The sequence below is a fragment of the Pseudomonas sp. S2_A10 genome, assembly GCF_054668465.1.
Window position 1 is genome coordinate 4,073,956 of record NZ_CP162773.1, and the last position, 25,165, is coordinate 4,099,120.

Here is a 25,165-nt window from a genome sequence, read left to right on the forward strand (position 1 = left end):
GCCAGAAAGAGCTTCTGCACGACTCGAGATCCCCAGTAGATAACCACAAGGGCGGACCTATAACCGCCCAGAGGATGATCCATGTCCAACCGTGAAATATCCCGGCGCTCGTTCCTCCAGGGCGGGCTGGTGGCGGGTGTGAGCGTTACGCTTACGCCGCTCAGCAGTCAGGCGCTGGCTGCCTTGATGGAAAACAGCGTCACCGTGCCGTCCGAGAAATGGCTCGGCAATAACGGCAAGGCCCGTCAACGCAACGATGCCTTGTCCAAGGTCTGCGGCAGCAAGGTGTTTGCCCGCGACATCCGCGCCAAGGACATGCCTGGCTGGCCTGAGCAACAGGGCCACGGCATGCTGCTGAAAACCATCAAGGCCGACCGTATCTACGCAGGTTACGACCTGTCGTGGCTCGGCGCTGATCTGCAGCCAGACCGCATCGTTACCGCTGCCGATCTGGACAAGGACGGTATCGTCTTCCCCGAAGAGCACGCGCCTGATCCATTGCTGCCGGAAGGTAAAGTGCCGATGTTCATCGGTCACCCGGTGGCGATCCTGATCTGGAACGATTTCGAGCGTTTCCGTCAGGCCAAGAATCAACTCAAATTCAATGACAAGGCGATTCGTTACGGCGCCAAAGTGCCGTTCTACGAAGGCGATCCCTACGGCAGCTTCCGCTATGTGCGCGTCGGTGGCGCGACCTCGGCGGATGAAGACGAGTTCGCCAGCCTCAAGGATTCGATTCTGTTCCCGATGCTGAAGAACCGCCGTCCAGTGTGGAATGCATCGCCGAACCTGCATGGCAACCTCACCGAGCGCGGTCTGTTCTACGCCGACCGCATAAAGCAGGAGATCGACACGCCGCCAGACAACTGGCTGGTGTTCGATGAGCGCTACAAGACGCCGTCGATCGAACCGGCCGCCCTTGAGCCGGACAACGGCAACGGCTGGTACGACCCGAAAACCAAAACCCTGCATTTCGTCGTGGCGACGCAGTGCCCGCTGGAAGTCGCGACCGAGACTGCGAAGATGATCGGGCCGTCGCGTTTCGGCTTGGCCAACCTGAACATGCACCCGGGCTATACCGTCGGCTATGGCTCCAAAGACCACAACATTTTTGTCTACTATGCAGCCCTGGCCGCGCTGTACGGCGCCGGTGTGCCGGTGCGTCTGGCCAACGACCGCTATGAGCAATTCCAGAGCGGCATCAAGCGTCACCCGTTCGACATCCGCTACCAGTTGGCCGTGGACAAGAATGACTACACCTTCAAGATTTTCCGCGCGGAAATGAGCGTCGACGGCGGCGGTCGGGTCAACTACAGCCCATCGGTGGCAGCGGTTGGCGCCACGGCTGCGCAGTCGATCTACTACATGCCGCAGAACGATCTGCAGGTCACCGCCTATCACTCGCGCGCAGTCGAAGCGGGTTCGATGCGCGGTTACGGCACCCTGCAAAGCATGGCGGCGACCGAAATGATGGTCGACGAAATCGCTAATCGTCTGGGTGTCGACGCCATCGATTTGCGCCGCAGGAATGCACTGCGGTCCGGCATGAAAAACACCCAGGGCGCAATCCCGGCCGGTGCACTGCGCCTGCACGAAATTCTCGACAAGGCCTCGGTGCACGAAGTCTGGAAAAACCGCGACACGATCAAGCAACAACGTGAAGCGGCAGACCCGGATAACTGGTACGGCGTCGGTTTCGCCATCTGCCAGAAAGACTTCGGTACCGGCTCCGAAGCGCCGATGGCCAGCATCGAATTCACCGCAGACGGGCGCATTACCCTGCGCCATATCGGTATCGAAATCGGCACCGGCATGTCCACTTCGCAAGCCTTGGTCGTCGCCGATTTCCTCGGCAGCCCGGCGCATGATGTGAAGACCGGAGAAACCGAGTGGCAGGAAATGCAGCTGATCACCAGCGGCAACCCGTACATCATGAGTCAGGCCGAACAGGACAATCTGCTGCGCAATCCGCGCTGGGTCGGCAAGCTGGCGTCGGCGTCTTCGGCGACCAACTCCGCCTATTACTTCAGCCATGCAACCCGTGAGGCAGCGCGCGTGCTGTTCAACCATGGTTTGTGGCCCGCGGCGCTGGAGATATGGCGTCAGGGGCCGTACGGCGGCCAGGCCAACCCTTACGTGGTGCGTCGCGAAGATGCGCATTGGATCGACGGCAAGCTGACCGCCAACGGCATGCAGCCGCTGAGTTTCGAAGAGCTGGCCAAGCGCGCCCACGAACGCGGGCTGGTGACGGGCGCCACGGTGCACGGTTTCAACCGTTGGAGCTGGGCCGAAGCCGAATACAGCATCGACGGCGTGCGCGAGCGCTTGCCGCTCGACGGTCTGGCGGTGAAATACGGCGATGGCGCGCCACAAGCGAAGAAAGCACAGATGAACAGTGCCGGCTTCCACCTGCTCGATCGGCAGAACGTCAACTACCCGGTAGTCCAACTGAACAACGCTGCCGTGACCTATTACAGCCCGGTTGCCACGTTGGTCGAGCTGAAGGTCAACAAAGGCTCGTCGGAGGTTCAGGTGCTCAACCACCATTCGTGGATCGAGTGCGGTCGCGTGCTGGTTGAAGAGTTGGTCAAGGGCCAGCTCGAAGGCGGTATCGCCATGGGTATTGGTCATGCGCTGATGGAAGAAATGCCGTTGTACGAAGGCGGGCCGGGGGAGGGTGACTGGAACTTCAACCGTTACCGTCTGCCGATGGCCCGTCACGTAGCGGTGTGGAAGCAGACTGCGGAGATCCTGCCGCCGCTGTCGCCGAGCGATCCGTCCAAGGGCATCGCCGAAGTGGTGATGATCCCGATTGTCGGTGCCATCGGTAACGCCGTGGCGCACGCCATCGGCAAACGTGTTCGCGACCTGCCCATCACTGCTGCGCGCATCAAGGAGGCCCTCAATGGCTAACCGTCCGCTTCAACTGACCCTCAATGGTCAATCCGTCGGCCCGGTGGACATCCCTGATGACCTGCCGATGATCGACTATCTGCACGAATACAAAAACCTCACCGGCTCGCGGCTGGGCTGCGGTCAGGGGATCTGCCACGCCTGCGTGGTGATCGTCGATAACCCCGACGGTACCAGCGAAGAAGTGCGCACCTGCATCACCGGCGCGCACTACTTCGAGGGCAAGAAAGTCCGCACCATCGAAGGCCACGCCACTCGCGACGAGCAGGGCCAGGTCACTGAGCTCAATCCGATCCAGCAGCGCTTTGTCGACGAGTTTGCCTTCCAGTGCAGCTACTGCGCGCCAGGCTTCGTCAACGCCGCGACGGTGTTGGTCGAGAAGCTGCAGCGCCAGCCGATCGTCAAAAGTCAGCTGGAACAGGTGATCGAGGACAGCCTCGGCCATCACGTCTGCCGCTGCACCGGGTACGTGCGTTATTACAACGCCACGCGCAACGTGCTGACCGATCTTGGTCTGGTCAAGGAGGGTTGAGCATGAAGCGTTTACTGACCCGCCTGACTTTTGCGGTCGGACTGGCTGCGCCGTTTTTGGCGGTCCACGCCGATGATCAGGTCAAGCGCGGCGAATACCTCGCCCGCGCCGCTGACTGCATGGCCTGCCACACCGCACCGGGTGGCGCGCCCTATGCCGGCGGCCTGCCGATCGTGTCGCCGTTCGGCACGATCTACGGCACCAACATCACCCCGAGCAAAGAGCACGGCATCGGTCTGTACAACGATGACGAGTTCTTCGCTGCGCTGACCGAAGGCAAACGGCGCGACGGTGCGAATCTGTATCCGGCGATGCCGTACACTTCGTATCACCTGATGCCGCGCGCCGATTCCGATGCGATTCACGCGTATCTGAAAACCATCGAGCCGATCGAACGCGCCGCGCCGGTAACCAGCCTGAGCTTTCCGTTCAACGTGCGTCTGGGCCTGACCGGCTGGAACATGCTCTACGGTAAAGACGTCAAGCTGGAGCCGGCCGAAGGCAAAAGTGCGGCGTGGAAGCGCGGCCAGTATATGGTCGATGTGCTCGGCCACTGCGGTGAATGCCACACGCCACGTGGCCTGCCGGGCGCGATGCAAATGGACAAGCGCATGACCGGCGGCATTCTCAATGGTTATCTCGCGCCGAGCCTGCTGGCCACCGACCTGGCCGCGCGCGGCTGGAATCAGCAGGATCTGAGCACGTTTCTGAAGCATGGCATGAGCGCGCAAGGAACGATGTTCAACGAAATGTTCCCGGTGTTTCACAACAGCACTCAAGGTCTGAGCGATGCTGATCTGGCGGCAATGGCGACGTTCCTGCTTGGCGAGCAACCGCCACCAGCCAAAGAGCTCGTCGAAGTACCGCTGGACAAGCTCAGCGCGAGTGCTCAGCGCGGCCGTCAGGAATATCTGAACGTCTGCGCCGGTTGTCACGCGGCTGGCGGTGAAGGCAAACCGCACATCGCAGTGGCCATGCGCGGCAACACCACGTTGCGTCTGGAAGATCCGCGCAACCTGTTGCGAGTGATCGAGGACGGCATCGGCGAACAGAAGTTCTCCGGGTTCGAGCGCATGCAGCCGATGCCGGGGTTTGCTGAAAAGCTCAGTCCTGAGCAATTGACTGATCTGCTCAACTACCTGCGTCAGGGTTGGGGCGGCCAGAGGGCTGAACTGGCGGTGAGCGAAGTGCAGAAGCTGCAAGCCGACGCGCCGAGCGTCGAGCACAAGGCCCACTGATATGCAGCATCTCGATCTGCAAGTGGTGCGTCGGGCGCTGGAATGGTCGGTGGCCGGGCAGCGAATCTGGCTGTGCACGGTGCTGACCACTTACGGCTCGGCTCCGCGCGCGCCGGGTTCGCTGCTCGCGGTGAACGAAAGCGGGCAGTGGATCGGTTCGCTGTCGGGCGGTTGCGTTGAGGAGGATTTTCTTGAGCGCGTTGCCGAAGGTGCGTTTCTCGAAGCAGTCAGCGTCGTGCGTTACGGCGAAGGCGATGATCCGCGCTCGCGGGTCAGTCTGCCTTGCGGTGGCATTCTCGATGTGTTGGTGGAAAAACTTGACGCCGACTGCGCGGTGCAGGCGCATCTGCGTGAACTGGAATCAGCGCTGCTGGGTCAACGTCGTCTGCTTCGCGAAGTCGATCTGGCCAGCGGTGCGCGCACTCTGTTTGCTGATCGCCAGCAGGGTGCACGGATCGAGCGTGAGATTGATCGGGTGCGCATCCGTATCGGTGCAGCACAGCGTTTGTTGCTCGCCGGCTACTCCAGTGTGGCGCAGGCCTGTGCCGAGTTCGCGGTAGGACTTGGCTTCGAAGTGATTCTCTGCGATCCGCGCGACGAGGTGCTGGAAGGTGTGGTGCTCAGTGGCGTGGAAATTCGTCGGCAGTTGCCTTCGGTGTTTATTGCCGACGGTGGTTGTCATCGCGATACGGCGGTAGTGGCGTTGACCCACGATCCGCGTATCGATGATCTGGCGATGATGGAGGCGGTGCGCACCGAGGCGTTTTACATCGGTGTGATGGGGTCGCTGCAGACATCGCAAAAACGCTTTGAGCGCTTGCGTCGCATTGGTGGTTTGAGCGAGGCGGAGCTGGCGCGGATTCATGCGCCGATCGGCCTCAACCTCGGCAGCAAGACACCGGCGGAAATTGCGCTGGCGGTGCTGGCGGATATCCTGCGGATTCGCAGCGGGATCGCTCGGGATCAGCTCTGATCCTAAGCCTTGCTGAATCTACTGTGGCGAGGGGATTTATCCCCGTTGGACTGCGCAGCAGTCCCCTCCTGCTCAAGAGGGGGCGCTTCGCACCCCCAACGGGGATAAATCCCCTCGCCACAATGGTGTCTATAGGCCGTACTTATCGCGTAGCCCGTAATACCAGGCGCCCAGCGCGGCAAATGGTGTGCGTAGCAGTTGCCCGCCGGGGAAGGGGTAGTGGGGCAGGTCGGCAAAGGCATCGAAACGCTCGGCCTGACCGCGCAACGCTTCGGCGAGGACTTTGCCAGCCAGATGCGTGTAGGTGACGCCGTGACCGCTGCAGCCCTGCGAGTAATAGATGTTGTCGCCCAGTCGTCCGACCTGAGGCAAGCGCGACAAGGTCAGCAGGAAGTTGCCGGTCCATGCGTAATCGATCTTCACATCCTTGAGTTGCGGGAAGGCCTTGAGCATCTTCGGGCGGATGATCGCTTCGATGTTCGCCGGATCGCGAGCGCCATAGACTACACCGCCGCCGAAGATCAGGCGTTTGTCGGCGGTCAGGCGATAGTAGTCGAGCAGATAGTTGCAATCCTCCACGCAGTAATCCTGCGGCAAAAGCGCCTTCGCCAGCTCATCGCCCAGCGGCTCGGTGGTGATCACCTGGGTACCGCACGGCATCGATTTGGCCGCCAGCTCGGGCACCAGATTACCAAGATAGGCGTTGCCGGCGACGATGATGAACCTGGCCCTGACCTTGCCTTGCGGTGTATGCACAACCGGATTGGCCCCGCGCTCGATGCGCACGGCAGGTGATTGCTCATAGATGGTGCCGCCGAGAGACTCGACTGCCGCTGCTTCACCGAGCGCCAGATTCAGCGGATGGATGTGGCCGCCGCTCATATCGAGCATGCCACCGACGTATTGATCGCAACCCACCACTTCACGGATGCGGCGTTGGTCCATCAATTCCAGCTGGGTGTGGCCAAAGCGTTCCCACAGGCGCTTTTGCGATTCCAGGTGGCCCATTTGTTTGGCGGAAAGGGCGGCGAATACACCGCCATCTTTCAGGTCGCACTGGATGTTGTATCTGGCCACGCGCTCGCGAATGATCCGGCCGCCTTCAAAGGCCATTTCGCCGAGCAGTTGCGCCTGCTTGGGGCCGACCGTGCGTTCGATGACATCAATGTCGCGGCTATAGCTGTTGACGATCTGCCCGCCGTTTCGGCCCGAGGCGCCAAAACCGACTTTCGCCGCTTCCAGCACGGTTACGCGAAAACCGTTCTCCAACAGGAACAGGGCGGACGACAGCCCGGTATACCCGGCGCCGATCACACAGACGTCCGTCTCCACATCATCCTGCAGCACAGGGCGTGGTGGTACGGCATTGGCCGACGCAGCGTAATAAGACTCTGGGTATTGGGTGTTCGCCATCCTGCCGCCTCTGTTTAATATATTTTACGAGTGTGCCGATCCTACCCGAGTTGAAAAACCTCCGCCAGCCACCGCAAAATCTTCGTCGCTGAGGCGAAATTAAATATTTTGCATATTCATAGGGTTAGGTGGAAAAAAGGTGTTGACACCCCTCCGGAATTCCGTAGAATGCCGCCTCACAGCAGGCACGTAGCTCAGTTGGTTAGAGCACCACCTTGACATGGTGGGGGTCGTTGGTTCGAGTCCAATCGCGCCTACCAAACAAAATCCGCTCTGCTGGGCGGTCTGGAAGGGCTCACCGAAAGGTGGGCCCTTTTTTGTTGTCTGCGATTTGCGCAACGCTTGTTTCCGGTCATTTCCGCTTCGCTCTGTTCAGCTCTCCATTCATTACTGTTAGCGCAAAGCGATCAAGCGCCATTTTGGTGCGTTCTTCTTACATTTCGTAGTTGAAAACACCTGAATATCCAAAGGCTTACAGCTCTTTTTCTCCAACCGGTTATCGAAAAAGCCTTGTTGCATGTTGGGAATTTAAGTAACATCCGTTCCGCGTTCACCACCACGGTTTATGCATTTTTAAATCCCAAGCTTCCATCAGCTGCTTGGGATTTTTTTTGCCTGCGATTTGGCTTTTGAGCGCCTATCCCTCCATCACCTCCAAGCGAGGCGCGGTTTTTTCGTCTACTACTGACTGGCCGATTTTCAACTCTTTGTAAGGGAGTGCGTCGATGCTGAGTCAGTGGATCCTTGCGGCTGTTCATCTATTCGCGTTTGCCTTGGCTTTCTGGGCGGTACTGACGCGCGGCACAGCGTTCAGCCAGCTCTCGGCGGGCACGGGAGAGCTCAAGCGCGTGCTGCTCGCGGATAACCTCTGGGGGCTTTCAGCTTTGACGCTGCTTATTACCGGAGCGATGCGTGCGTTTGGTGGTTACGAGAAAGGCTCTGACTATTACCTGCATCAGCCGCTGTTTCATCTGAAGATGACGTTGTTACTGCTGATCCTGCTGGTAGAGCTTGCACCCATGATCACGCTGATCAAATGGCGCATCGCATCGTCGCGCGGGGTAGCGCCTGAAGCCGGGCGTGCGAAGTTGTACGCGCGAATCAGTCATGTTGAAGCGCTGCTGCTAATCCTGATGATGGTCGCGGCGACGGGCATGGCGCGTGGGGTGATATTCGCTTAGAAGGCGAAATTCTCCGCGCTCTATCGGAAACGTCCGACAGCCAGCTCCGGGAGTGAAAGGTAATATCGGCGTAAGAAAGGAGGGAGTGACAAGTGAAAGGAGTCAGTGTGCTTCAGGCGCCGTGCCCAGCGGGGTGAAATGCGGATGGCTAAACGGCGCGTGAATCTTTAGCCAGTCTTGCGCGACGGCAATAGGACTGGCTACGTAATGCAAAGTGGCTCAGGGCGTTTGCGGCTTGTCCGGAGCGGTCAGGCCGGCCTGGATGCGTTGGTAAATTTCTTCACGGTGCACTGCCACGTTTTTCGGAGCGTTGATGCCGATGCGAACCTGTTGGCCGCTGACTCCGAGGATGGTGATCGTGATGTCATCACCAATGTTTATGCTTTCACCGACTTTGCGGGTGAGTATCAGCATGGTCTTCTCCTTGATTGCTTTGTAGGGCACCTGATTCAGACAGTGCAGAGGTCGGTGGTATCTATAGATTAGTGCGAAGTCTCACGGTTTGGGTGCCTCTTTCTGACGCGCAGATGCGGCATTAATTCCCAGGGCGTAACTATACAGAGGCTGCAATCATCATTCTCGTTGTTTTGTGCCCATTTTGCGGGGCTCGCGAAGTATTTATGAATGATAAGATCGCCGCTTTGTGAATTCCGAGGAAAGCGTTGTGCGCAAATTGGTTTGGCTGGTAGCGGCACTGGCATTGGCAGGCTGCGGTGAAGGCAAGAGTGTAGATGCGCCCAAGCCTGAGACAAAGGTCGCGGCAGCGCCGGCGGCCGCCGCGCCACAGTGGGATCTGGAAGTGCGTGGCGAGACTCCTCAGGCCGTCAGTGATCTGAGCGGCTGGTTGATCGAGCACGCTTTCGTTCCGACGGTCGTGAAGGACGGCAACGGTAAAACACGAATTCTGATAGGTCCGTTCAACTCCCAGGCTGATGCCGAGGCGCGCAAGGTGCAGGTGGATGCAGCGTTGGTAAAAGCCAAGAAACAAAATATCGAGTCGGTGGTGATTGAGCATCCGCTCACGCCATAAGCGAAGCGCCTTCAACACAGATTGAACGCCAGACATGAAAAAGGCCTCGAGCATAACGCTCGAGGCCTTTTTTTTGTGCTGCGATCAGCCGCAGGCTTTCAGATTTACCGAGCCGACAAACTCGTTGCCACGCCCCATCACGCACGCCACGCTCTGGTTGCGCTGACGTTCCCAGTCCTGCACTGGATAGGTCTTGTCCCACGCTTCGTACAACTGCCGATCTTGCTTCGACAGCCGCAGTCCGTATTGTTTGCTCATGTAAAAATACGTGCGGGCGATCATGCCGCGAATCGAAGGGCGGGGCATGACCTTCTTGGCCTTGAAGTCGACCTGGGTCAGGCAGGATCCATACTGACCGGACTGCACCGGCAACCAGCCGTAGCTGAAGTTGCTGCGATCACCGTTGACCTCACCGATGCTCGGTACCAGGTTGTGCAGGTCAGCTTCGGCTTTTTGATAAACCGGATCGTAACGCGTGCAATTCTTGCGTCCGCCTTGCTGCCAGCACTGCCGCTGATGCCCGATCTGCCAGGCCGGCACGATGTGCTCCCACTCGATCCTCGATGCACGCTTGGCGTTCTTGCGCGGCACATAGCCGCAAGCCTTGAGATCGACGCGGTTGCCGGTGTACTTGCAGCCGCAGTAAAACTCCGTGGACTGCGGCGCATAAAGTTTCCATGCGGCTTTCTTGGCTTCGGAAAATGTACGTGGGGCGCCAGCCTGGGCGCCCACGGCGAAAAACAACAACAGCAAAGCAACACAGCGGACACTCATTGAATCAATCTTCCTTCGGCACAACCCAAAAAATCTGCACGCCACCGTCATCGCGATAGGCGAGGGTGACGTTGTCGTTCTCGTCGATTTCCTCGAGCAAGCGCTCCCAGTCGTCCATCGGCTCATCCGGCAGACGGAAAATCAGTGCGGCTTTGGCTTTTTGGGCGGTGGGGGAATTGATGATTTTCTGAACGCGCATACCCATGCGTTCATAAGCGTCAGGAGCAGCAGGAGAGGTGGCCACGAGGTTATCCTTATTAAGCTGTACGTGCATACAGTATTTAACTGTAAGCGATTTCGCAACTGCTTAAAATTCAAGAAAATCCTCTGACAGCGGGTTTCCGATTTTGGTGTAGGACTTGTCGAGATTTTTGTGGGAAAAGTATTTGAAGGGTGTAAGCGGGGCACCACCTGCCAAGCTGGCAGGTGATGCGCAATTGCCCGATCGAGAAGTGATCAGGCGATGTTCAATCAGTATTCCCAGAACATCCGTTGCAGCTCTTTGCTGTCGTTGGTCTTGGTCAGTGCAACCATCGCCAGGATGCGGGCTTTCTGCGGGTTCAGGTCGTGAGCGACAACCCAGTCGTATTTGTCGTCGGGTTGTTCGGCGTTACGCAGGACGAAGCCGCCGGCGTTGACGTGCGACGAGCGAATGATCTGCACGCCATCCTTGCGCAGCGCTTGCAGGGATGGAACCACGCGGGAAGATACCGAACCGTTGCCAGTGCCGGCGTGGATGATGGCTTTGGCGCCGGCTTGAGCCAGTGCCTTGTAGGCGGTATCGCTGACGTTGCCGTAGGAATAGGCGATTTCTACGTCAGGCAGGCTCTTGATGTTTTTGATGTCGAATTCCGAATCCATGGTGTGACGCTTGGCCGGCAGGCGGAACCAGTAGGATTTGCCTTCGACCACCATGCCCAGCGGACCCCAGGCGCTTTTGAATGCTTCGGTCTTGATGTTGATCATTTTGCTGACGTCGCGACCGGACTGGATCTCGTCGTTCATGGTCACCAGCACACCTTTGCCGCGTGCTTCTTTGCTGCTCGCCACGGCGACGGCGTTGTACAGGTTGAGCATGCCGTCTGCCGACATGGCAGTGCCCGGACGCATCGAACCTACGACGATGATCGGCTTGTCGGTCTTCTCGACAAGGTTCAGGAAGTAAGCGGTTTCTTCGAGGGTGTCGGTGCCGTGGGTGATAACGATGCCGTCCACGTCCTTGCTGTCAGCCAGTTCAGAAACGCGACGACCCAATTGCAGCAGGTTGTCGTTGGTGATGCTTTCCGAAGCGATCTGCATGACTTGTTCGCCACGCACGTTAGCCAGTTTGCTCAACTCGGGAATGCCGGCAATCAGTTGTTCGATGCCGACTTTTGCTGCCTGATAAGTGGCGCTGTTGGCAGCACTGGCGCCGGCGCCAGCGATGGTGCCGCCTGTGGCAAGGACGACGACGTTGGCCAGTTTCGTCTGGGTTTCGGCTTCTTTTGCCTGAAGGGCAGCAGGCAGGAGCAGGAGTAGGGCCAATGCGCCCGGAATCAAGGTATTGAAAGCAGATTTCATTATTTTTCTCTCTAGTCGTGAGACGGTGCTGATGCAGGTTCATCTAGATGCGCCCCAAGCCGATCTGAATGCTCGAGGTGCAAGGACGGGAGCAGGATTCATACCATGCGTAATGTGCTGGCGGAAAATGTTTAACCCAATGATTTAAATCAATATTTGTCGAGGGCTGGAGCATCGTTGAGGATCCATCCATCCGGGATTCCGAACGATAGGCGGATTCGCGTTCGGCTCGCCGATAGGCAATCTCTGAAAAGCCAGGCGGGTGACAAATCCTCGCTAAAGAAATGTGCTCTCAGGCCGATGCGTCCTCAAGGAAACCAAATCTTAGGAGTTCACATGTCACTGACGGTCGGTTTTGCCAATCCCGCTGCAGTCACCATTGGCGGTAAAACTGCAGCGACGATCAACAGCCTGAACGATGCGACCAATGAGACTTCGGCGCAGGCGCTGGGTACCGAAAAGACTGAGAAGAATCAGGTCAGAACCGGTGGCGGGCCTGTGCAGGAAAACAGTGAAACCGAGGCTGACAGCAATCTCAGCATCACCGTCAAGACGTTGCTCAAGCGGATGAAGGAATTGCAGAAGCAACTTCAGGAGCAGCAACAGCAACTGGCTGCGGCTCAGGCTGCAAGCTATCCGACTCCCGAAGCGAAATCCCAGGCAGTGATGTCGATTCAGGGCCAGATCGCGCAAACCAGCGCCGCACTGGCAGAAGTGGCGGGTGCGTTGGTCAAGGAGATGTCGAAAAGCGCTACCAGCGGTGGCCTGGTCAACACGACCGCCTGAAGCGTCTGATGGCCGACTCAGCGATTCGGCCTACAACAAAAGACGATTTCTGATTGTTGACAAATGTCAGCGGGATTCTCATAGTTCGGTCTACGCAAACGTTTGCGCGACTTGGAAGGGCATCTGCTCCCGGAGTCGTGACGTAGCTTACGTCAGCGCAAACGTTGCTCACAATAATCATAAGATCGGAGTGAACCCATGAAGCTGCCATTCGCCGCACGTCTTCTTGCTGTCGCTATGCTGGCTGCCACAGCCGCCGCACTACCTGTCTCCTCGGCGTTCGCCGAATCTGCAGAAAAGCCCAAAGTCGCGCTGGTCATGAAATCCTTGGCCAACGAATTCTTCCTGACCATGGAAGACGGCGCCAAGGCCTACCAGAAAGAACACTCCGCCGATTTCGATCTGATCTCCAACGGTATCAAAGACGAAACCGACACCGCCGGCCAGACTCGCATCGTCGAACAGATGATCCTGGCCAAGGTGAATGCACTGGTGATCGCGCCTTCTGACTCCAAGGCCATGGTGCCGGTGATCAAGAAGGCCGTAGACGCCGGTATCACGGTGATCAACATCGACAACCAGCTTGATCCCGCCGTGGTCAAAAGCAAGAACATCAACGTGCCGTTCGTAGGTCCGGACAACCGTAAGGGTGCACGTCTGGTTGGCGAATATCTGGCCAAGCAACTGAAGGCGGGCGACGAGGTCGGCATCATCGAAGGCGTGTCCACCACCACCAACGCGCAGGCGCGCACGGCCGGTTTCAAGGACGCGATGGAAGCCGCGCAGATCAAAGTGGTCTCGCTGCAATCCGGTGACTGGGAAATCGACAAGGGCAACAAGGTTGCCGCTTCGATCCTCAGTGAATACCCCGATGTCAAAGCACTGCTGGCCGGTAACGACAGCATGGCGGTCGGTGCCGTTTCCGCAGTCCGTGCCGCTGGTAAGGCTGGGCAGGTGAAAGTCGTCGGTTACGACAATATCAATGCCATCAAGCCAATGCTCAAGGACGGTCGTGTGCTGGCGACGGCTGACCAGTTTGCAGCCAAGCAGGCCGTGTTCGGCATCGAAACCGCACTGAAGATCATCAAGGGCGAGAAAGTCGACAGCGGTGCCAACGGCGTGATCGAAACACCGGTCGAGCTGGTCACCCAGTAAGTCATCTGGCGACACAACGGCGCTCGTCCGTCCGGGCGAGCGCATGGAGATTTCTATGTCAGTTTCCGCCCCGAACGCTGTCCTCTCGGTCAGCGGTATCGGCAAGACCTATGCGCAACCGGTGCTCACCGGCATCGATCTGACGCTGATGCGCGGTGAAGTACTGGCGCTGACCGGCGAAAATGGTGCCGGCAAAAGTACCCTGTCGAAGATCATTGGTGGTCTGGTCACACCCACTACCGGCCAGATGCAATTCCACGGCAAGGATTATCGTCCGGGCAGCCGTACCCAGGCCGAAGAGCTTGGCGTGCGCATGGTCATGCAAGAACTCAATCTGTTGCCGACGCTGTCGGTGGCGGAAAACCTCTTTCTGGATAATCTGCCGAGCAGCGCTGGCTGGATCAGCCGCAAGCAGTTGCGCAAGGCCGCGATCGAAGCCATGGCGCAAGTCGGCCTCGATGCGATCGATCCGGACACGCTGGTCGGCGAACTCGGTATCGGCCATCAGCAGATGGTTGAAATCGCGCGCAACCTGATCGGCGACTGCCATGTGCTGATCCTTGACGAGCCGACCGCGATGCTCACGGCGCGCGAAGTCGAAATGCTCTTCGAGCAGATCAGCCGATTGCAGGCCCGCGGCGTTTCCATCATCTATATCTCTCACCGTCTCGAAGAACTGGCGCGGGTGGCGCAGCGTATTGCCGTGCTGCGTGACGGCAACCTGGTCTGCGTCGAGCCGATGGCCAACTACAACAGCGAGCAACTGGTCACCTTGATGGTCGGTCGCGAACTGGGCGAACACATCGACATGGGGCCGCGCAAGATCGGCGCTCCGGCGTTGACGGTCAAAGGGCTGACCCGCTCTGACAAAGTCCGCGACGTCTCTTTCGAGGTGCGTGCCGGGGAGATCTTCGGCATTTCCGGATTGATCGGAGCTGGGCGCACGGAACTGCTGCGGCTGATATTCGGTGCCGATGCTGCCGACAGCGGCACCATCGCGCTCGGCTCCCCGGCCAAGGTCGTGAGTGTTCGCTCGCCAGTCGATGCCGTACGCAATGGCATCGCGTTGATCACCGAGGATCGCAAGGGCGAAGGGCTGCTGCTCAGTCAGTCGATCAGCGCCAACATCGCCTTGGGCAACATGCCGGAAATCTCCAGTGGTGGTTTCGTCAACAACGGCGACGAAATTTCCCTGGCGCAGCGTCAGATCGAGGCCATGCGCATCCGCAGCTCGAGCCCTACGCAGTTGGTTTCGGAGCTGTCCGGCGGCAATCAGCAGAAGGTCGTGATCGGTCGCTGGCTGGAGCGCGACTGTTCGGTGCTGCTGTTCGACGAGCCGACTCGTGGAATCGATGTCGGTGCCAAGTTCGACATTTACGGTTTGCTCGGCGAGTTGACCCGTCAGGGCAAGGCGTTGGTGGTGGTGTCCAGTGACTTGCGCGAGTTGATGCTGATCTGCGACCGAATCGGCGTGCTTTCGGCGGGGCGTCTGATCGACACCTTCGAGCGCGACAGCTGGACCCAGGATGATTTGCTTGCCGCCGCATTCGCCGGCTACCAAAAACGTGATGCGTTGCTCAATGAGGCAGCGCCTAGGGATCTCCCATGAAAACTGCATCTTCTGCCAGTAAACGTAGTGGCAATTTCTTCGGCCTGGGCACATATCTGGGCCTGGCCGGTGCCTTGCTGGCGATGATTGCGCTGTTCTCGGTTCTGAGCAGCCATTTCCTCTCGTACAACACTTTCAGCACCCTGGCCAACCAGATTCCCGACTTGATGGTGCTGGCGGTGGGCATGACCTTTGTGCTGATCATCGGCGGCATCGATTTGTCCGTCGGCTCGGTGCTGGCGTTGGCCGCATCGACGGTCAGCGTTGCAATTCTCGGCTGGGGCTGGAGCGTTTTGCCAGCGGCGCTGCTCGGCATGGCGGTGGCGGCGCTAGCCGGGACCATCACTGGCTCGATCACCGTGGCCTGGCGGATTCCGTCGTTCATCGTCTCTCTCGGCGTGCTGGAAATGGCCCGCGGTGTGGCGTATCAGATGACCGGGTCGCGGACTGCGTACATCGGCGATGCGTTCGCCTGGTTGTCGAATCCGATCGCGTTGGGCATTTCCCCGTCGTTCATCATCGCTTTGCTGGTGATCTTCATCGCGCAGGCAGTTTTGACCCGCACGGTTTTCGGCCGCTACCTGATCGGCATCGGCACCAACGAAGAAGCCGTGCGGCTGGCCGGGATCAATCCCAAGCCCTACAAGATTCTGGTGTTCAGCCTTATGGGGCTGCTGGCGGGCATTGCCGCTCTGTTTCAGATTTCGCGCCTGGAAGCGGCTGACCCGAACGCAGGTTCGGGTCTGGAACTGCAAGTGATCGCGGCGGTGGTTATCGGCGGTACCAGCCTGATGGGTGGACGCGGTTCGGTAATCAGTACTTTCTTTGGCGTGCTGATCATTTCCGTGCTCGCGGCCGGTCTCGCGCAGATTGGTGCGACGGAGCCGACCAAGCGCATCATCACCGGTGCGGTAATTGTTATCGCCGTGGTGCTCGACACCTATCGCAGTCAACGCGCCAGTCGCCGGGGCTGAACCATGGCAACGATCAAGGATGTAGCGGCGCTTGCGGGTATTTCCTACACGACCGTGTCGCACGTGGTGAACAACACCCGCCCGGTGAGTCAAGAAGTGCGGCGCAAAGTCGAGGCGGCGATCAAGAGCCTCGACTACGTTCCCAGTGCCGTGGCGCGCTCGCTGAAAGCCAAAACCACGGCGACCATCGGCCTGCTGGTGCCTAACAGCCTCAACCCGTACTTCGCTGAATTGGCGCGCGGAATCGAGGATTACTGCGAGCGCAACGGTTACTGCGTGATCCTCTGTAACTCCGACGACAATCCGGACAAGCAGCGCAGTTATCTGCGCGTGTTGCTGGAAAAACGCATCGACGGTTTGATCGTCGCCTCCGCCGGCGGTGACAGTGGTCTGGCGCAAGGGCTGGCGGGCGTGAAGACGCCGATGGTCATCGTTGACCGGGGTCTGGAAGGTGTGAATGCCGATCTGGTGCGTATCGATCACGAATATGGCGCTTATCTGGCAACCCGTCACCTGCTCGAGTTGGGGCATCGCGACATCGCCACCATCGGCGGTCCGGCCAGTACCAGCGTGGCGCAAATGCGTCAGGCCGGTTATTGCCGAGCGCTGCGAGAAGCGGGAATCGAGGTGCGCGAGGAGCGTATGCTCGAAAGCGACTTCACCAGCACCGGCGGTTACAACGCCGCTGCCCGGCTGCTCGAAAGCAATCCCCCGAGCGCAATTTTTGCCGGTAACGACATGATTGGCATCGGTGTGCTGCGTGCGGCGGCTGAACGTAATGTCCGGGTGCCGGCCGAGCTGTCGGTGATCGGCTTCGATGACATTCAGATGAGCCGTTATGTCTATCCGGCGCTGACCACGGTCGGCCAGTCGATCCTGCAACTGGGCGAGATGGCCGCCGAAGTGCTGTTGCGCAGAATTGCTGCGCCGGATTCGGGCACCGATCAACGCATCGTGACCCCGAGCATTGTCCTGCGCGAATCGACCGCGCCGCTGTCCGGCGTGTTCACCGAATATCGCTGAAACCGAATTGATGAGTAGTGATGTATGCCAGCAAATGTAGTGGTAATAGGCAGCCTGAACATGGACCTGGTCACCCGGGCGCCACGGCTGCCACGCGGCGGTGAAACGCTGATCGGTCATTCCTTTGCCACGGTGTCTGGCGGCAAGGGCGCCAATCAGGCGGTTGCTGCTGCGCGCTTGGGCGCTAAGGTGGCAATGATCGGTTGCGTCGGAAATGACGACTACGGTGTGCGATTGCGTGATGCCTTGCTCGCCGAGCACATCGACTGCGAGGCTGTCAGTGTCGTAGAGGATTCCAGTGGCGTAGCGCTGATTGTGGTGGATGACAACAGCCAGAACGCCATCGTGATTGTCGCCGGTGCCAACGGCGCGATGACGCCGGCAGTGATCGACCGTTTTGATGCGGTTTTACAGGCCGCCGATGTAGTGATCTGTCAGCTCGAGATTCCCGATGCGACGGTCGGACATGCGCTCAAGCGTGCGCGTGAGCTGGGCAAAACCGTCATCCTCAACCCGGCGCCGGCCAGCCGTCCTTTGCCGGCTGACTGGTTTGCCGCCATCGACTATCTGATTCCCAACGAAAGCGAAGCCGCCGCATTGAGCGGGCTCGCTGTCGACTCGCTGCAGTCGGCAGAAACGGCTGCCACTCAGTTGATTGCCATGGGCGCGGGCAAAGTCATCGTCACGTTAGGCGCGCAAGGCTCATTGTTCGCCAACGGCAACGGCTTCGAACATTTCCCCGCGCCGGCCGTGAAGGCGGTCGATACCACGGCGGCGGGCGACACTTTCGTCGGCGGTTTTGCCGCAGCGCTGGCCGATGGCAAGTCTGAGGCCGAGGCGATTCGCTACGGGCAGATCGCCGCTGCACTGTCGGTTACCCGCGCCGGTGCGCAACCGTCGATTCCAACCATGTCCGAAGTACAGGCGTTCAAACCCGCATGAAAAAGACTCCTCTGCTTAACGTCGCGCTGTCGCGACTGATCGCTTCTCTTGGCCACGGTGACATGGTCGTGATTGGCGATGCCGGTTTGCCCGTGCCACCGGGTGTCGAGTTGATTGATCTGGCACTGACCCATGGCATCCCTGATTTCGTCAGCACGCTGAAAGTTGTACTCAGCGAGATGCAGGTCGAGAGCCATGTGCTGGCCAAAGAGATCTTCGACAAACAACCCACGGCGCTGGCCGATCTGGACGCGTTGAACGAAGAGGGCGCGCTGGGCCGTAGGGATCTGCTCACCCACGAGCAGTTCAAGGTGCTTAGCCGACAAGCCAGGGCGATCATTCGTACAGGAGAATGTCAGCCGTACTGCAACATCGTTCTGGTCGCCGGGGTTACATTCTGATTTCCGATATCACCTGCACAAGGAATGCGCTATGCAACGCTATGCTGCAAAAATTCATCAACTGGTCCGGAGCCTGCTGCTTTTGTCTGTGATAACTGCGACCGGCGTTCAGGCCGCTGAAAAAATCGATTTGATCATCGACACCGATCCAGGCGCTGACGACGTTGTCGCTTTGCTCTTCGCGCTGGCGTCGCCGGATGAATTGAATATCCGCGCGTTAACGACTGTCGCCGGCAACGTGCGCCTGGACAAGACTTCGCGTAACGCACGCCTGGCTCGCGAATGGGCAGGGCGCGAAGACGTGCCGGTTTACGCTGGCGCACCGAAGCCGCTGATGCGCACGCCGATCTACGCCGAGAACATTCATGGCAAGGAAGGTTTGTCAGGCGTCACGGTTCACGAACCGAAGAAAGGCTTGGCGAAAGGCAATGCGGTCAATTATCTGATCGACACTCTTAAATCGGCCAAACCGCACAGCATCACCATTGCCATGCTCGGTCCGCAGACCAACCTGGCTCTGGCATTGATCCAGGAGCCGGAAATCGTTCAGGGCATCAAGGAAGTGGTGATCATGGGCGGGGCGCATTTCAACGGTGGCAACATCACCCCTGTGGCTGAATTCAACTTGTTCGCCGATCCGCAGGCTGCCGAGGTGGTGCTCAAGAGCGGGGTGAAACTCACCTATCTGCCGCTGGACGTGACCCACAAGATCCTGACCAGCGATGCACGCCTGAAGCAGATCGCCGCGCTGAACAACAATGCGAGCAAGATCGTCGGCGACATTCTCAACGAGTACATCAAGGGCGACATGGAGCACTACGGCATTCCAGGTGGCCCGGTGCATGACGCGACGGTTGTGGCGTATCTGCTCAAGCCTGAGTTGTTTACCGGTCGGGCCGTCAACGTCGTGGTGGATAGCCGTGAAGGACCGACATTCGGCCAGACCATTGTCGACTGGTACGACGGCTTGAAAGCGCCGAAGAATGCATTCTGGGTCGAAAATGGCGACGCCCAGGGATTCTTTGATCTGCTGACCGAGCGCCTGAAACGCCTGAAATAAGTCGTCAACCCGCAGGCGGTTGCCTGCGGGTTTTCACTGCGGCTGTTCGGCCTGACCGATCGGATAGCGTTCGAATACCTGATTGATAAAATGCTGCGCCGCTTCTATCCCCAACTCCTTGACCAGTAAATCAATGCCGATCAGCGCCAATTCTTCCGTCGTGCCGGGGCTGTAAGAGCTGTGTCCTTCGGCCCATTTGGCGTTGATGGCGGCGTCGATGCTTACACTGGTCATGGGAGGCTCGAAAGGTCAGGATGTCTGTTTTCGAGTTAACCATTTTGTGCGGCATTTGGCACTGCGACTTAGGCATGAGCGGAGCGCTATGCGACACTTGGTCTTTTCCGGCTTGCAAAGGACCCCGCTGTGCAGATTGATTTGAATACCCCTGACGGCCTCACACTCGAAGCAGTGCGCCAATTGCTTGCCTCGGGCAGTGACGACGTGCACAACCAATTGCGCGTGACCAAAGATGGCATTGCCTATCTGTCTACGGTGACCGGTGGGCAGGATATCGAGGGTCTGCTGTTTCGCCTGGAAACCTGGGCGAAGGGGTCGGGCTATGTGGGTAACGTCGCAGCCAGCGATGAAGTCTGGGTGATGCAGATTTTCAACGCACTCAAAGACAACTGGCCGAATCCGCCCTACGACTACATCGACGTTTATTGAGGTCGTTAATATTCAGTCACGAATGTTTGATGAGCCGGACAGGGCGGCTCAGGCACACTCGGCATTTTTCCGCTCGTGGGGCAGGGCATGGCTTGAGCCTTGAAACCAAACGCCGCATTGGCGGTCGCACGATCTCTGCTTAAACATTTGAAAACAAGGAGGCTTCATGCCTTTGAAGTTCGCGACACTGGGTGCACTTATGGCCGCTGCTCTGTTGGCTGGTTGCAGCACAACTTCCAGCGAGTCGGCAAAGGAGCCCGTGGCGGCTGAATCAGGAAATAGCCGCTGCGAAGCATCGGCGGCGCAATTTGCCATCGGCAAGAAGGCATCCCCTGAGTTGCTGGATCAGGCGCGTGCCAAGGCTGGGGCGCAAAATGCGCGTTTTCTCAAGCCGAACGACATGATCACCCTGGAATACCGCTCCGATCGCCTGAACCTGAACACCGACAACAACCTGATAGTCACCCGCGTCAACTGCGGCTGAGTCCTTTTGTCTCAGGCATAAAAAACCCCGTCACCAGGACGGGGTTTTTTTAGTGCGCCGAGAAATTACTCTGGGCGAACCTGTGCAGCTTGCATACCCTTTTGGCCTTTCTCAGCCACGAAAGAGACGGTCTGGCCTTCTTTCAGGCTTTTGAAACCGTCGGATTCGATAGCTTTGAAGTGTACGAACAGGTCGTCACCGCCACCTTGAGGAGTGATGAAGCCGAAGCCTTTTTCATCGTTGAACCATTTAACGGTGCCGGTTTGGCGATTAGACATGGTGTATCTCCAAGAAACATATATTTTCAGTAGTGCTGTGCTGCTCAGGCCAACTGGGCACACCCGGGTATCATAGTCGAAATGTTCGCTTTGGTAGCCCCCCGGACGTGCTGTTTGCCAATCAGTCGTGTTTTCTTTACCACCTGGTTGCGCTGAAAGCCCCGGTTTGAAAGGCTTTCAGCGAAACGTAAAGACGATAAAAAAACCTGTAAAACCTGCATAAATCGTCTGAAAAGCCTCATTTCCAGCACTTTTTTCCGCCTTTCAGCCGATGTTAATGCCCGGTTTTCTTATTTTTTCGGGGCGGTATTTGCCTTGCATTTGGCGATCTGGCCAAGGGCTTTCTGTTGCAATTCAGGAGTCGCCTTGTTGTCCATCAGTGCCTGAATGTCGCTGGCCGGATAAGACTTGATGGCATCGGCACCGCAAGCGCAGTGGGATTTGGCGGCAGCAGCACCAATTTGTTGGGTGGCAGCCTGAGTGCACTGGGCCATGTACTTCTCGCGCTCGCCTTTTGGCCAGTCGGCATGGCCGCTCAGTGGCAGCAGCAGAACGACGGGGGCGACGAGGGCGAATAAGCTTTTCAGACGCATGCGAGGATGCTCCTTGTGGGTCAATGTCTTGTTATCTGAGGGCGCAAAGGCCGATCAAGTTCAGCACTCTGGCATAAAAACGGACATTTGGCCTTCTGCCAAATCAGGGCGTAAGCGACCGCTCATCTGTGCTAGCATGCCGGGCTCAAGCGTTCTCAGGCTTCGGATGACCTTCAGTCCCGAAGCGGTCGGCGTGCGAATTTTTCCGATTTGAATCCCAGTCACTCTGGTTCGGTTTTCCGGTTGGCCGCAAGGCTCCTGCCGCTGTAAGGCAGGCGTTCGTCATTGAATGGCCTGGATCGGATCTTGTACTGGCTCATCCCAACCCACGTGACCTTTGGTAGGGGTCACCACTAGGAGAGGAGGCGCCATGCCAACTATTACTCTTCCCGACGGCAGTCAACGTTCATTCGATCACCCGGTTTCCGTAGCCGAGGTCGCCGCATCCATTGGTGCAGGTCTGGCCAAAGCCACGCTCGCGGGCAAGGTCAATGGCCAACTGGTCGACGCCAGCGACATCATCAGCAGCGACGCGACCCTGCAAATCATTACGCCAAAGGATGAAGAGGGGCTGGAGATCATTCGCCACTCTTGCGCGCACCTGGTTGGCCACGCGGTCAAGCAGCTGTACCCGACCGCGAAGATGGTCATCGGCCCGGTCATCGACGAAGGCTTCTATTACGACATCGCCTACGAGCGTCCTTTCACGCCGGAAGACATGGCGGCCATCGAGCAGCGCATGCAGCAGCTGATCGAGAAGGATTATGACGTCATCAAGAAAGTCACTCCGCGCGCGGAAGTGATCGAAGTGTTCAAGGCCCGCGGCGAAGATTACAAGCTGCGTCTGGTCGAAGACATGCCGAACGAGCAGGCCATGGGTCTGTACTATCACGAAGAATACGTCGACATGTGCCGCGGTCCGCACGTGCCGAACACGCGTTTCCTGAAATCCTTCAAGCTGACCAAGCTGTCGGGCGCCTACTGGCGTGGCGACGCCAAGAACGAGCAATTGCAGCGCGTCTACGGCACCGCTTGGGCGGACAAGAAACAGCTGGCGGCTTACATTCAGCGCATCGAAGAAGCCGAGAAGCGCGATCACCGCAAGATCGGCAAGCGTCTGGGCCTGTTCCACACTCAGGAAGAGTCGCCGGGCATGGTGTTCTGGCACCCGAATGGATGGACTCTATACCAGGTGCTCGAGCAGTACATGCGCAAGATCCAGCGCAACAACGGCTACCTTGAGATCAAGACTCCTCAAGTCGTCGACCGCAGCCTGTGGGAAAAATCCGGGCACTGGGCCAACTACGCCGACAACATGTTCACCACTCAGTCGGAAAACCGCGACTACGCCATCAAGCCGATGAACTGCCCATGCCACGTGCAGGTGTTCAATCAGGGCCTGAAAAGCTACCGCGAGTTGCCGATGCGTCTGGCCGAGTTCGGTGCTTGCCACCGTAACGAGCCGTCGGGTGCGTTGCATGGCATCATGCGCGTGCGAGCGTTTACTCAGGACGACGCGCATATCTTCTGCACCGAAGAGCAGATGCAGGCCGAGTCCGCTGCGTTCATCAAGCTGACCATGGATGTCTATCGCGATTTCGGCTTTACCGAAGTCGAGATGAAACTGTCCACTCGTCCGGAAAAACGCGTCGGCTCCGATGAGCTGTGGGATCGCGCTGAAGCTGCATTGGCTGCAGCCCTTGATTCTGCTGGCCTGCCGTACGATCTGCAGCCGGGCGAGGGTGCTTTCTACGGGCCGAAGATCGAGTTCTCGCTGAAAGATTGTCTCGGTCGAGTCTGGCAGTGTGGTACCTTGCAGCTCGATTTTAACCTGCCTGTCCGTTTGGGCGCTGAATACGTCTCCGAAGACAACAGCCGCAAACACCCGGTGATGTTGCACCGCGCGATCCTCGGTTCGTTCGAGCGTTTCGTCGGGATTCTGATCGAGCACTACGAAGGTGCTTTCCCTGCTTGGCTCGCGCCGACCCAGGCGGTGATCATGAATATCACTGATAAACAGGCAGATTTTGTTGCAGAGGTTGAAAAAACTCTCAACGAAAGCGGATTTCGTGCCAAGTCCGACTTGAGAAATGAAAAGATCGGCTTTAAAATCCGCGAGCATACTTTGCTCAAGGTTCCCTATCTTTTGGTTATCGGAGATAAGGAAGTCGAGATGCAGACTGTCGCTGTGCGTACTCGTGAAGGTGCTGACCTGGGCTCGATGCCCGTCGCCCAGTTCGCTGAGTTTCTCGCGCAAGCGGTTTCCCGGCGTGGTCGCCCAGATTCGGAGTAATTATTATTAAGCGTGAAATGAGACAAGATAAACGAGCTGCACCGAAAGCCCCGATCAACGAGAATATCTCGGCACGCGAGGTTCGGTTAATTGGCGCTGATGGCGAGCAGATTGGCATCGTCTCGATTGATGAAGCGCTTCGTATCGCTGAAGAAGCAAAGCTTGATCTGGTGGAAATTTCCGCAGATGCAGTCCCGCCTGTTTGCCGGGTGATGGACTACGGCAAATCGATCTTCGAGAAGAAGAAGCAGATTGCCGCGGCGAAGAAAAACCAGAAGCAGATTCAGGTTAAAGAAATCAAGTTTCGTCCAGGGACGGAGGAAGGGGATTACCAGGTAAAACTGCGCAACCTGGTACGTTTCCTGAGTGACGGGGACAGGGCCAAGGTATCCTTGCGATTCCGCGGCCGTGAGATGGCCCACCAGGAGCTGGGGATGGAACTCCTCAAGCGGGTTGAACAAGACCTGCTCGAGTACGGTTCGGTCGAACAGCATCCTAAGATGGAAGGACGCCAGCTGATCATGGTCATCGCCCCGAAAAAGAAGAAGTAATCAACAGGGCACGGCAGGCCTTCTGATTATGTTTATCAACTGAATGCGGAGTATCCGAACATGCCAAAAATGAAAACCAAAAGTGGTGCTGCCAAGCGGTTTCTGAAAACTGCTAACGGCATCAAGCACAAGCACGCTTTCAAGAGCCACATCCTGACTAAAATGTCGACCAAGCGTAAGCGTCAACTGCGCGGTAGCAGCTTGCTGCATCCGTCTGACGTGGCAAAAGTCGAGCGCATGCTGCGCCTTCGTTAATTTAGTCAAGAATAGAGGAAGTAACTCATGGCTCGTGTAAAGCGTGGCGTCATTGCCCGTAAGCGTCACAAAAAAATTCTGAAACTTGCTAAAGGCTACTACGGCGCACGCTCCCGCGTATTCCGTGTTGCCAAGCAAGCGGTAATCAAGGCAGGCCAATACGCCTACCGTGACCGTCGTCAGAAAAAACGTCAGTTCCGCGCTCTGTGGATCGCTCGTATCAACGCTGGTGCTCGTGTTAACGGTCTGTCCTACAGCCGTTTCATCGCTGGCCTGAAAAAAGCGTCCATCGAGATCGACCGTAAGGTTCTGGCTGATCTGGCAGTGAACGAAAAAGCGGCGTTTGCTGCGATTGTCGAGAAAGCTAAAGCCACCTTGGCTTAAGTACCCCCGACAGTCACCCGGCCTCACCTCTGTGGGGCCAGGTGTTAAACGTCATAAATAGGGGAAGAGCCTTCAAGCTCTTCCCCTATTTTGTATC

General features: G+C 58.0%; 28 protein-coding genes and 1 tRNA gene. 21 read left to right on the forward strand and 8 right to left on the reverse strand.

The features are described 5' to 3' along the window. Positions 1-81: 81 nt before the first annotated feature. The 4 genes from AB4N41_RS18255 to AB4N41_RS18270 are packed head-to-tail and all read left to right on the forward strand — an operon-like array spanning position 82 to position 5,656. A complete protein-coding gene (locus tag AB4N41_RS18255) occupies positions 82-2,913 on the forward strand; it encodes a xanthine dehydrogenase family protein molybdopterin-binding subunit (RefSeq protein WP_252877816.1) in 2,832 nt (943 codons plus the stop codon). Continuing rightward, entirely contained in the window at positions 2,906-3,445 is a 540-nt protein-coding gene (locus AB4N41_RS18260) for a (2Fe-2S)-binding protein (RefSeq protein WP_016773947.1), read from the forward strand. The genes AB4N41_RS18255 and AB4N41_RS18260 overlap by 8 nt, the downstream gene beginning before the upstream one ends. 2 nt (positions 3,446-3,447) lie before the next feature. Beyond that, on the forward strand, positions 3,448-4,683 hold the full coding sequence (locus AB4N41_RS18265) for a c-type cytochrome (protein ID WP_252877817.1): 1,236 nt from the start codon (positions 3,448-3,450) through the stop codon (positions 4,681-4,683). A 1-nt stretch (position 4,684) separates the two neighbouring features. Beyond that, positions 4,685-5,656, forward strand: a complete 972-nt coding sequence (locus tag AB4N41_RS18270) for an XdhC family protein (RefSeq protein ID WP_252877818.1) — start codon at positions 4,685-4,687, stop codon at positions 5,654-5,656. Positions 5,657-5,785: 129 nt separating this feature from the next. Here AB4N41_RS18270 and AB4N41_RS18275 read toward each other — a convergent pair whose 3' ends face one another. Then, entirely contained in the window at positions 5,786-7,069 is a 1,284-nt protein-coding gene (locus AB4N41_RS18275; protein WP_041478544.1) for an NAD(P)/FAD-dependent oxidoreductase, read from the reverse strand. A 183-nt stretch (positions 7,070-7,252) separates the two neighbouring features. On the opposite strand from AB4N41_RS18275, the gene AB4N41_RS18280 reads away from it, so the two are divergent. Together AB4N41_RS18280 and AB4N41_RS18285 are read left to right on the forward strand one after the other, a co-directional pair. After that, positions 7,253-7,329: transfer RNA gene (locus AB4N41_RS18280), tRNA-Val, on the forward strand. A 465-nt stretch (positions 7,330-7,794) separates the two neighbouring features. Then, entirely contained in the window at positions 7,795-8,250 is a 456-nt protein-coding gene (locus tag AB4N41_RS18285) for a DUF2214 family protein (RefSeq protein ID WP_252877819.1), read from the forward strand. 219 nt (positions 8,251-8,469) lie between these two features. On the opposite strand, the gene csrA is transcribed toward AB4N41_RS18285, so the two are convergent. After that, the gene (gene csrA, locus AB4N41_RS18290) at positions 8,470-8,664 is read right to left on the reverse strand and encodes a carbon storage regulator CsrA (RefSeq protein WP_003179932.1); all 195 of its coding nucleotides are present in this window, start codon (positions 8,662-8,664) and stop codon (positions 8,470-8,472) included. Positions 8,665-8,914: 250 nt separating this feature from the next. Between csrA and AB4N41_RS18295 the strand changes: the two genes are divergently transcribed. Then, a complete protein-coding gene (locus AB4N41_RS18295; RefSeq protein ID WP_041478546.1) occupies positions 8,915-9,280 on the forward strand; it encodes an SPOR domain-containing protein in 366 nt (121 codons plus the stop codon). 84 nt (positions 9,281-9,364) lie between these two features. Here AB4N41_RS18295 and AB4N41_RS18300 read toward each other — a convergent pair whose 3' ends face one another. The 3 genes from AB4N41_RS18300 to AB4N41_RS18310 all read right to left on the reverse strand — a co-directional run bounded on the left by AB4N41_RS18300 (position 9,365) and on the right by AB4N41_RS18310 (position 11,614). Then, the gene (locus AB4N41_RS18300; protein WP_041478547.1) at positions 9,365-10,054 is read right to left on the reverse strand and encodes an endonuclease; all 690 of its coding nucleotides are present in this window, start codon (positions 10,052-10,054) and stop codon (positions 9,365-9,367) included. Positions 10,055-10,058: 4 nt separating this feature from the next. Further along, positions 10,059-10,328 (reverse strand): DUF1654 domain-containing protein, encoded by a 270-nt coding sequence (locus tag AB4N41_RS18305; protein WP_016774035.1) that lies wholly within the window; start codon positions 10,326-10,328, stop codon positions 10,059-10,061. A gap of 197 nt (positions 10,329-10,525) precedes the next feature. Then, complete coding sequence (locus AB4N41_RS18310) at positions 10,526-11,614, reverse strand: asparaginase (RefSeq protein WP_125915872.1); 1,089 nt, start codon at positions 11,612-11,614, stop codon at positions 10,526-10,528. 336 nt (positions 11,615-11,950) lie between these two features. Here AB4N41_RS18310 and AB4N41_RS18315 point away from each other — a divergent pair, with 336 nt between their 5' ends. The 8 genes from AB4N41_RS18315 (at position 11,951) to AB4N41_RS18350 (ending at position 19,564) form a co-directional block, all read left to right on the forward strand. Then, entirely contained in the window at positions 11,951-12,400 is a 450-nt protein-coding gene (locus AB4N41_RS18315; RefSeq protein WP_041478549.1) for a hypothetical protein, read from the forward strand. Positions 12,401-12,598: 198 nt separating this feature from the next. After that, a complete protein-coding gene (locus AB4N41_RS18320; protein WP_024012403.1) occupies positions 12,599-13,555 on the forward strand; it encodes a sugar ABC transporter substrate-binding protein in 957 nt (318 codons plus the stop codon). A gap of 55 nt (positions 13,556-13,610) precedes the next feature. Continuing rightward, positions 13,611-15,164 carry a sugar ABC transporter ATP-binding protein gene (locus AB4N41_RS18325; protein ID WP_041478550.1) on the forward strand — a complete coding sequence of 518 codons (1,554 nt, stop codon included), beginning with the start codon at positions 13,611-13,613 and terminating at the stop codon, positions 15,162-15,164. Next, the gene (locus AB4N41_RS18330) at positions 15,161-16,138 is read left to right on the forward strand and encodes an ABC transporter permease (RefSeq protein WP_056784425.1); all 978 of its coding nucleotides are present in this window, start codon (positions 15,161-15,163) and stop codon (positions 16,136-16,138) included. Before AB4N41_RS18325 ends, AB4N41_RS18330 begins: the two co-directional genes overlap by 4 nt. A gap of 3 nt (positions 16,139-16,141) precedes the next feature. Further along, a complete protein-coding gene (locus AB4N41_RS18335; protein WP_076567153.1) occupies positions 16,142-17,161 on the forward strand; it encodes a LacI family DNA-binding transcriptional regulator in 1,020 nt (339 codons plus the stop codon). Between the two features lie 24 nt (positions 17,162-17,185). Next, complete coding sequence (rbsK, locus tag AB4N41_RS18340) at positions 17,186-18,103, forward strand: ribokinase (RefSeq protein WP_041478552.1); 918 nt, start codon at positions 17,186-17,188, stop codon at positions 18,101-18,103. Further along, on the forward strand, positions 18,100-18,504 hold the full coding sequence (rbsD, locus tag AB4N41_RS18345) for a D-ribose pyranase (protein WP_041478553.1): 405 nt from the start codon (positions 18,100-18,102) through the stop codon (positions 18,502-18,504). Before rbsK ends, rbsD begins: the two co-directional genes overlap by 4 nt. A 31-nt stretch (positions 18,505-18,535) precedes the next feature. Next, positions 18,536-19,564 (forward strand): nucleoside hydrolase, encoded by a 1,029-nt coding sequence (locus AB4N41_RS18350; protein WP_252877820.1) that lies wholly within the window; start codon positions 18,536-18,538, stop codon positions 19,562-19,564. A gap of 33 nt (positions 19,565-19,597) precedes the next feature. Here AB4N41_RS18350 and AB4N41_RS18355 read toward each other — a convergent pair whose 3' ends face one another. After that, positions 19,598-19,798, reverse strand: coding sequence for a hypothetical protein (locus AB4N41_RS18355; RefSeq protein WP_016774045.1), 201 nt, complete (start codon positions 19,796-19,798; stop codon positions 19,598-19,600). Positions 19,799-19,927: 129 nt separating this feature from the next. On the opposite strand from AB4N41_RS18355, the gene AB4N41_RS18360 reads away from it, so the two are divergent. Together AB4N41_RS18360 and AB4N41_RS18365 are read left to right on the forward strand one after the other, a co-directional pair. Continuing rightward, the gene (locus AB4N41_RS18360) at positions 19,928-20,230 is read left to right on the forward strand and encodes a hypothetical protein (protein ID WP_056784439.1); all 303 of its coding nucleotides are present in this window, start codon (positions 19,928-19,930) and stop codon (positions 20,228-20,230) included. A gap of 166 nt (positions 20,231-20,396) precedes the next feature. Continuing rightward, entirely contained in the window at positions 20,397-20,714 is a 318-nt protein-coding gene (locus tag AB4N41_RS18365; RefSeq protein WP_095179508.1) for an I78 family peptidase inhibitor, read from the forward strand. A 65-nt stretch (positions 20,715-20,779) separates the two neighbouring features. On the opposite strand, the gene AB4N41_RS18370 is transcribed toward AB4N41_RS18365, so the two are convergent. Both AB4N41_RS18370 and AB4N41_RS18375 read right to left on the reverse strand, forming a co-directional pair. After that, positions 20,780-20,992 (reverse strand): cold-shock protein, encoded by a 213-nt coding sequence (locus tag AB4N41_RS18370; RefSeq protein ID WP_003179963.1) that lies wholly within the window; start codon positions 20,990-20,992, stop codon positions 20,780-20,782. 290 nt (positions 20,993-21,282) lie between these two features. Next, positions 21,283-21,585, reverse strand: a complete 303-nt coding sequence (locus AB4N41_RS18375; RefSeq protein WP_460137874.1) for a hypothetical protein — start codon at positions 21,583-21,585, stop codon at positions 21,283-21,285. 370 nt (positions 21,586-21,955) lie between these two features. On the opposite strand from AB4N41_RS18375, the gene thrS reads away from it, so the two are divergent. Genes thrS through rplT form a run of 4 tightly spaced genes read left to right on the forward strand, consistent with a single transcriptional unit; the run spans position 21,956 to position 25,068 of the window. Then, the gene (gene thrS, locus AB4N41_RS18380) at positions 21,956-23,878 is read left to right on the forward strand and encodes a threonine--tRNA ligase (protein ID WP_252877821.1); all 1,923 of its coding nucleotides are present in this window, start codon (positions 21,956-21,958) and stop codon (positions 23,876-23,878) included. Beyond that, positions 23,878-24,429 carry a translation initiation factor IF-3 gene (gene infC / locus AB4N41_RS18385; RefSeq protein ID WP_169432615.1) on the forward strand — a complete coding sequence of 184 codons (552 nt, stop codon included), beginning with the start codon at positions 23,878-23,880 and terminating at the stop codon, positions 24,427-24,429. The genes thrS and infC overlap by 1 nt, the downstream gene beginning before the upstream one ends. A gap of 60 nt (positions 24,430-24,489) precedes the next feature. Continuing rightward, on the forward strand, positions 24,490-24,684 hold the full coding sequence (gene rpmI / locus AB4N41_RS18390; protein ID WP_002553160.1) for a 50S ribosomal protein L35: 195 nt from the start codon (positions 24,490-24,492) through the stop codon (positions 24,682-24,684). A gap of 27 nt (positions 24,685-24,711) precedes the next feature. After that, positions 24,712-25,068: a 50S ribosomal protein L20 gene (gene rplT, locus AB4N41_RS18395; RefSeq protein WP_002553161.1), complete on the forward strand. Its 357-nt coding sequence runs from the start codon at positions 24,712-24,714 to the stop codon at positions 25,066-25,068. Positions 25,069-25,165 lie beyond the last annotated feature (97 nt).

Bases quoted from the DNA above. Each gene is read 5' to 3' on its own strand.
- AB4N41_RS18255 (WP_252877816.1), top strand. From the start codon at position 82: ATGTCCAACCGTGAAATATCCCGGCGCTCGTTCCTCCAGGGCGGGCTG.
- AB4N41_RS18260 (WP_016773947.1), top strand. From the start codon at position 2,906: ATGGCTAACCGTCCGCTTCAACTGACCCTCAATGGTCAATCCGTCGGC.
- AB4N41_RS18265 (WP_252877817.1), top strand. From the start codon at position 3,448: ATGAAGCGTTTACTGACCCGCCTGACTTTTGCGGTCGGACTGGCTGCG.
- AB4N41_RS18270 (WP_252877818.1), top strand. From the start codon at position 4,685: ATGCAGCATCTCGATCTGCAAGTGGTGCGTCGGGCGCTGGAATGGTCG.
- AB4N41_RS18275 (WP_041478544.1), bottom strand. From the start codon at position 7,069: ATGGCGAACACCCAATACCCAGAGTCTTATTACGCTGCGTCGGCCAAT.
- AB4N41_RS18285 (WP_252877819.1), top strand. From the start codon at position 7,795: ATGCTGAGTCAGTGGATCCTTGCGGCTGTTCATCTATTCGCGTTTGCC.
- csrA (WP_003179932.1), bottom strand. From the start codon at position 8,664: ATGCTGATACTCACCCGCAAAGTCGGTGAAAGCATAAACATTGGTGAT.
- AB4N41_RS18300 (WP_041478547.1), bottom strand. From the start codon at position 10,054: ATGAGTGTCCGCTGTGTTGCTTTGCTGTTGTTGTTTTTCGCCGTGGGC.
- AB4N41_RS18305 (WP_016774035.1), bottom strand. From the start codon at position 10,328: ATGCACGTACAGCTTAATAAGGATAACCTCGTGGCCACCTCTCCTGCT.
- AB4N41_RS18310 (WP_125915872.1), bottom strand. From the start codon at position 11,614: ATGAAATCTGCTTTCAATACCTTGATTCCGGGCGCATTGGCCCTACTC.
- AB4N41_RS18315 (WP_041478549.1), top strand. From the start codon at position 11,951: ATGTCACTGACGGTCGGTTTTGCCAATCCCGCTGCAGTCACCATTGGC.
- AB4N41_RS18320 (WP_024012403.1), top strand. From the start codon at position 12,599: ATGAAGCTGCCATTCGCCGCACGTCTTCTTGCTGTCGCTATGCTGGCT.
- AB4N41_RS18325 (WP_041478550.1), top strand. From the start codon at position 13,611: ATGTCAGTTTCCGCCCCGAACGCTGTCCTCTCGGTCAGCGGTATCGGC.
- AB4N41_RS18330 (WP_056784425.1), top strand. From the start codon at position 15,161: ATGAAAACTGCATCTTCTGCCAGTAAACGTAGTGGCAATTTCTTCGGC.
- AB4N41_RS18335 (WP_076567153.1), top strand. From the start codon at position 16,142: ATGGCAACGATCAAGGATGTAGCGGCGCTTGCGGGTATTTCCTACACG.
- rbsK (WP_041478552.1), top strand. From the start codon at position 17,186: ATGCCAGCAAATGTAGTGGTAATAGGCAGCCTGAACATGGACCTGGTC.
- rbsD (WP_041478553.1), top strand. From the start codon at position 18,100: ATGAAAAAGACTCCTCTGCTTAACGTCGCGCTGTCGCGACTGATCGCT.
- AB4N41_RS18350 (WP_252877820.1), top strand. From the start codon at position 18,536: ATGCAACGCTATGCTGCAAAAATTCATCAACTGGTCCGGAGCCTGCTG.
- AB4N41_RS18355 (WP_016774045.1), bottom strand. From the start codon at position 19,798: ATGACCAGTGTAAGCATCGACGCCGCCATCAACGCCAAATGGGCCGAA.
- AB4N41_RS18365 (WP_095179508.1), top strand. From the start codon at position 20,397: ATGCCTTTGAAGTTCGCGACACTGGGTGCACTTATGGCCGCTGCTCTG.
- AB4N41_RS18370 (WP_003179963.1), bottom strand. From the start codon at position 20,992: ATGTCTAATCGCCAAACCGGCACCGTTAAATGGTTCAACGATGAAAAA.
- AB4N41_RS18375 (WP_460137874.1), bottom strand. From the start codon at position 21,585: ATGCGTCTGAAAAGCTTATTCGCCCTCGTCGCCCCCGTCGTTCTGCTG.
- thrS (WP_252877821.1), top strand. From the start codon at position 21,956: ATGCCAACTATTACTCTTCCCGACGGCAGTCAACGTTCATTCGATCAC.
- rpmI (WP_002553160.1), top strand. From the start codon at position 24,490: ATGCCAAAAATGAAAACCAAAAGTGGTGCTGCCAAGCGGTTTCTGAAA.
- rplT (WP_002553161.1), top strand. From the start codon at position 24,712: ATGGCTCGTGTAAAGCGTGGCGTCATTGCCCGTAAGCGTCACAAAAAA.